This is a genomic window from Actinomyces sp. ICM58, assembly GCF_000283035.1.
In the GTDB taxonomy this organism is placed as follows: domain Bacteria; phylum Actinomycetota; class Actinomycetes; order Actinomycetales; family Actinomycetaceae; genus Pauljensenia.
In genome coordinates this window covers 1-5173 of the sequence record NZ_ALIY01000108.1, presented here as the reverse complement: position 1 = coordinate 5173, position 5173 = coordinate 1, and the positions used below count along the sequence as shown (strand labels likewise).

The following is a 5173-nucleotide window of genomic DNA, read 5'->3' as shown; positions in this document are numbered from 1 at the left end:
GCGGGTGCCGACTACCCGGGCGCCTCGACCTCCACCCCGCTCAAGGGCGTGCGCAAGGTCGTCGCCAAGCGCATGATGGAATCCCTGACCTCCACCGCGCAGCTGACCCTCAACACGACCGCGAACGCCGCGGGCATCCTCGCGCTGCGCAAGAAGGTCAAGAACGCCGACGAGTCCCTGGGTCTGAACAAGATCACGCTCAACGACCTAGTCTGCTTCGCCGTCTCGCGCACCCTGCCCAAGTACCCCGTGTTCAACGCCCACCTTCAGGACGGCGTCTTGACCGAGTTCGAGCAGGTCCACCTCGGCTTCGCGTGCGACACCCCGCGCGGCCTCCTGGTCCCCGTCATCCGCTCCGCGCAGGCCCTGGGCCTCAAGGCCTTCTCCGACGAGGCCAAGCGCCTGGCCGGCGGCGCCATCGACGGCACCATCGCCCCCGACTTCCTGAGCGGCGGCACCTTCACGGTCTCCAACATCGGCTCCTTCGGCATCGAGACCTTCACCCCCGTCATCAACCTGCCCCAGACGGCTATCCTCGGCGTCGGCGCGATCACCCCGCGCCCGACCGTGGCAGCCGACGGCACGATCGCCGTGGAGCAGCGCCTCAACCTGTCGCTGACGATCGACCACCAGGTCATCGACGGCGCGGACGGCGCCCGCTTCCTGCGCGACCTGGTCGCCGCCATCGAGAACATCGACGTGACCGTCCTGGCCTGAGGAAAGAGGAACACTCATGAGTGACACGCATTTTGACGTCATCGTCCTCGGTGCGGGCCCCGGCGGCTACCTGGCCGCTGAGCGCCTCGGACACGCGGGCAAGAAGGTCGCCCTCGTCGAGGAGCAGTACCTGGGCGGCACCTGCCTGAACGTGGGCTGCATCCCCACCAAGACCCTGCTCAACGGCGCGAAGAACTACCTGCACGCCAAGGAAGCCAGCCAGTTCGGCGTGGACGCCAGCGGCGTCGCCGTCAACTGGACGCAGATGCAGGCCTGGAAGGACCAGGTTGTCAAGGGTCTGGTCGCCGGCGTCGCAGCCACCGAGCGCAAGGCGGGCGTCACCGTCATCAACGGACGAGGCCACCTCGACGCCCCCGGTCGCGTGACCGTCGAGGGCACGACCTACACCTCGGACCACGTCATCATCGCGACGGGCTCCGTGCCGGCCATGCCCCCGCTGCCCGGCACCCAGGACAATCCGGCGCTGGTCGATTCCACGGGCATCCTGTCCCTGCCCGAGGTCCCCGCCCGCCTCGCCATCATCGGCGGCGGCGTCATCGGCGTCGAGTTCGCCTCCCTGTACTCCACCCTCGGCTCCCAGGTGACCGTCATCGAGATGGCTCCCGAAATCCTGCCGTTCATGGACGATGACCTGGCCGCCAAGGCTCGCGCCGCCATGAAGGACGTGACCTTCGAGCTGGGCTGCCGCGTCGAGTCCCTCGACGGGGGCACCGTTCATTACTCCAAGGGCGCGGAGAAGCTCAGCGTCGAGGCCGACGTGGTCCTCATGGCAGTGGGCCGCCGTCCCGCAACGGCTGGCTGGGGCGCCGAAGAGGCCGGCCTGGAGATCAACCGCGGCATCGTCGTTGACGACACGATGCGCACCAACCTTCCCAACGTGTGGGCCATCGGCGACGTCACCGGACGCTCGCTCCTGGCGCACGCCGCCTACCGCATGGCGGAGATCGCCTCGGCGAACATCCTCGACCCCACCGCCAAGAAACGCGGCGAGGTCATGCGCTGGCACACCGTCCCGTGGGCCGTCTTCTCGATCCCCGAGGCCGCCGGCGTGGGCCTGACCGAGTCCGCCGCCAAGCGCGAGGGCCGCGACGTCCTCGTCGCCAAGGTCCCCGCCCTCATGTCGGGCCGCTTCATCGCCGAGAACGGCTTCAAGGCCCCCGGCGAGGCGAAGATCCTCGTCGATCCCGCGACCCACCAGGTGCTCGGCATTCACGTCCTGGGCGCCTACGCGGCGGAAATGATCTGGGGCGCGCAGGCCGTCCTCGAGATGGAACTGACCGTCGAGGACCTGCGCCAGGTCGTCTTCCCGCACCCCACCGTGTCCGAGGTTATCCGCGAAGCCGCGTGGGCCGTCAAGCTCTAACGAACCCCCTACGTCAAGGAAGAGAAGAACAATGACTCAGTCTCTTATCATCGACCCCAACGAGGTGCGTCGCCCCGGGCACGTGAAGTTCCCCGACGTGCCCGTCAACCAGTACACCTTCGACCGTGAGACCGAACTCGCCCGCTACGGCGAAAAGGGCATGGTCCAGATGCTCCACGACATGATCGTCGTGCGCACCTTCGAGTCGATGCTCGACTCCATCAAGAAGACCGGCCAGTGGGAAGGCGTCGAGTACAACCACCGTGGCCCCGCCCACCTGGGCATCGGCCAGGAGAGCGCCTACGTCGGTCAGAGCTTTGTGCTCAAGCCCGAGGACTTCATCTTCGGCTCCCACCGCTCCCACGGCGAGATCCTCGCCAAGTGCTACTCGGCCATGCATCAGATGGACGAGGGCCAGCTCGAGGGCATCATGAAGGGCTTCCTCGGCGGCGAGACTCTCTCCTACGCTGAAAAGATCGACTACAAGGACACGAAGGATCTCACCGAGAACTTCATCCTCTTCGGCGCCCTCGCCGAGATCTTTGCCCGCAAGTCCGGCTTTAACCGCGGCCTGGGCGGCTCGATGCACACCTTCTTCCTGCCCTTTGGCTCCTACCCGAACAACGCGATTGTCGGCGGCTCCGCCCCGATCGCCAACGGCGCGGCCCTGTTCAAGCGCATCAACCGCAAGCCCGGCATCGTCATCTCCAACGTCGGTGACGCCGCCCTGGCCTGTGGCCCCGTGTGGGAGGCCATGAACTTCGCGTCCATGGACCAGTTCCGCTCGCTGTGGCGCGAGGAGGACGGCGGCAACCCGCCGATCCTGTTCAACTTCTTCAACAACTTCTACGGCATGGGCGGCCAGACCTTCGGCGAGACCATGGGATATGAGATCCTCGCCCGTGTGGGCGCGGCCCTCAACCCCGAGGCGATGCACGCCGAGCGCGTCGACGGCCTCAACCCGCTGGCCGTCGCGGATGCGACCACCCGCAAGAAGAAGATCCTCGAGGAGGGCCGCGGCCCCGTCCTCATGGACACCATCACCTACCGCTTCTCCGGGCACTCCCCGTCGGACGCTTCCTCGTACCGCACGAAGGAAGAGGTCGAGCTGTGGGAGCAGGTCGACTGCATCAAGGAATACTCGAACCTGCTGATCTCCAACGGCCTGACCACGCAGGACGAGATCGACGGCTACGCGGCCTCGCTGACCGACAAGCTGGTCAAGGTCCTCAAGCTGGCCATCGACGACGAGGCCACCCCGCGCGTCGCGGACGGCTACATCGACACCGTCATGTTCTCCAACGAGAAGGTCGAAGCCTTCGACGACGCGACCCCCGAGATCGACCTCGAGGACAACCCGCGCGTCAAGGCCCTGGCCAAGAAGGTGCGCTCCTCCGTCGATGAGAACGGCAAGCCCGTTTCCAAGATGCGCATGTACCAGTTCCGTGACGGCCTCTTCGAGGCGATGCTGCACCGCTTCAAGACCGATCCGACGATGGCCGCATGGGGCGAGGAAAACCGCGACTGGGGCGGCGCCTTCGCCGTCTACCGCGGCCTGACCGAGGCCCTGCCCTACCGTCGCCTCTTCAACTCGCCCATCGCCGAGGCCTCGATCGTGGGCGCCGGCGTCGGCTACGCGATGGCCGGTGGCCGCGCAGTCGTCGAGCTCATGTACTGTGACTTCCTGGGCCGCTCCGGTGACGAGGTCTTCAACCAGATGGCTAAGTGGCAGTCGATGAGCGCTGGCCTGCTCAAGATGCCCCTCGTCCTGCGCGTGTCGGTGGGCGCCAAGTACGGCGCGCAGCACTCCCAGGACTGGAGCGCGCTCGTCGCCCACATCCCGGGTCTCAAGGTCTACTTCCCGACGACCCCGACGGACGCCAAGGGCATGCTCAACCTCGCCCTGGCCGGAACCGACCCCGTCGTCTTCCTCGAGAGCCAGAAGCTCTACGACAAGGGCGAGGACTTCGAGCCCGGCGGCGTGCCCGAGGGCTACTACGAGACCGAAGAGGGCGAGCCGGCGATCCGCCGCGAGGGCACCGACATCACGATCGCTGCCTACGGCGCGACCGTGTACAAGGCCCTGGAAGCCGCTGACGTCCTGGCCGAGAAGTACGGCCTGAGCGCCGAGGTCATCGACCTGCGCTTCGTCGCCCCGCTGAACTACGACAAGCTCATCGCGTCCGTGAAGAAGACCGGTCGCCTCGTCCTCACCTCGGACGCGGTCGAGCGCGGATCCTTCCTCAACACGGTTGCCGCCAACGTGCAGACCCTCGCCTTCGACGCCCTTGACGCGCCGATCGCGGTCGTCGGCTCGCGCAACGGCATCACGCCCGGACCTGAGCTTGAGTCGTACTTCTTCCCGCAGGTCTCCTGGATCCTCGACTCGATCCACGAGCGCATCCTGCCGCTGCCCGGCCACGTGCCCACCACGAAGCACGCGACCGAGGCCGAGATCGCTCGCCTGAACCGCGAGGGTCTGTAAAGCGCTGGGGGCGGGCCGCTCCTCCCCCCTTTCCGGCCCGCCCCCGTCCGAGGCTCGCAATCCCTGATGCGAGCCGCGCGAGGCCGGGGCAAACCTCCTCCTCACCTGTGCCCCGGCCTCGCGCCCCCTTTCCCCGTGCCCACCCCAACGAAGAGATGGCAAAACCCATGGACATCACCAACGACCCGGCCGCCACCCCGGCCCAGCGCATCGAGGCGCTGCGCGCGCTAGCCGCCGACGAGCACTTTCCGACCTGGGTGCCCGAGTCGAACAACCACATCCACACCTGCTTCTCCTTCAGCCCCTATACGCCCACGCACGCCGCCTTGCTGGCGCGCCGGGCCGGCCTGCGAGTCGTCGGCTCGGTCGACCACGACTCCATCGGCGCCGCCGCTGAGATGAGCGAGGCGACCCGCATCCTGGGCATGGGTTCCGTTACCGGCTTCGAGATCCGCGCCCGCTTCGGCGAGGGCACGCCTCTGGCGCAGCGCAAGCTCAACAACCCCGACTCCGTGGGCGTGGCCTACATGACGGTGCAGGGCGTGCCCGCCCCGGCCCGCGAGAAGGTCGCCGAGTGGCTCGCCCCC

At 67.4% G+C, this 5173-nt stretch carries 4 protein-coding genes; all 4 read left to right on the top strand.

The features are described from left to right. A partial coding sequence (locus HMPREF1138_RS05200; RefSeq protein WP_009057400.1) for a dihydrolipoamide acetyltransferase family protein occupies positions 1 to 717 on the top strand: 717 nt, incomplete at its 5' end. A 16-nt stretch (positions 718 to 733) separates the two neighbouring features. Further along, complete coding sequence (gene lpdA, locus HMPREF1138_RS05195) at positions 734 to 2101, top strand: dihydrolipoyl dehydrogenase (protein ID WP_009057397.1); 1368 nt, start codon at positions 734 to 736, stop codon at positions 2099 to 2101. A gap of 31 nt (positions 2102 to 2132) precedes the next feature. Then, entirely contained in the window at positions 2133 to 4586 is a 2454-nt protein-coding gene (locus tag HMPREF1138_RS05190) for an alpha-ketoacid dehydrogenase subunit alpha/beta (protein WP_009057398.1), read from the top strand. A gap of 155 nt (positions 4587 to 4741) precedes the next feature. Next, positions 4742 to 5173, top strand: a 432-nt coding sequence (locus HMPREF1138_RS05185; protein ID WP_443110649.1) for a PHP domain-containing protein, incomplete at its 3' end; no start/stop codon positions are given.

What these genes read in the sequence shown, in the direction of transcription:
- lpdA (WP_009057397.1), top strand. Translation starts at nt 734, where the DNA reads ATGAGTGACACGCATTTTGACGTCATCGTCCTCGGTGCGGGCCCCGGC.
- HMPREF1138_RS05190 (WP_009057398.1), top strand. Translation starts at nt 2,133, where the DNA reads ATGACTCAGTCTCTTATCATCGACCCCAACGAGGTGCGTCGCCCCGGG.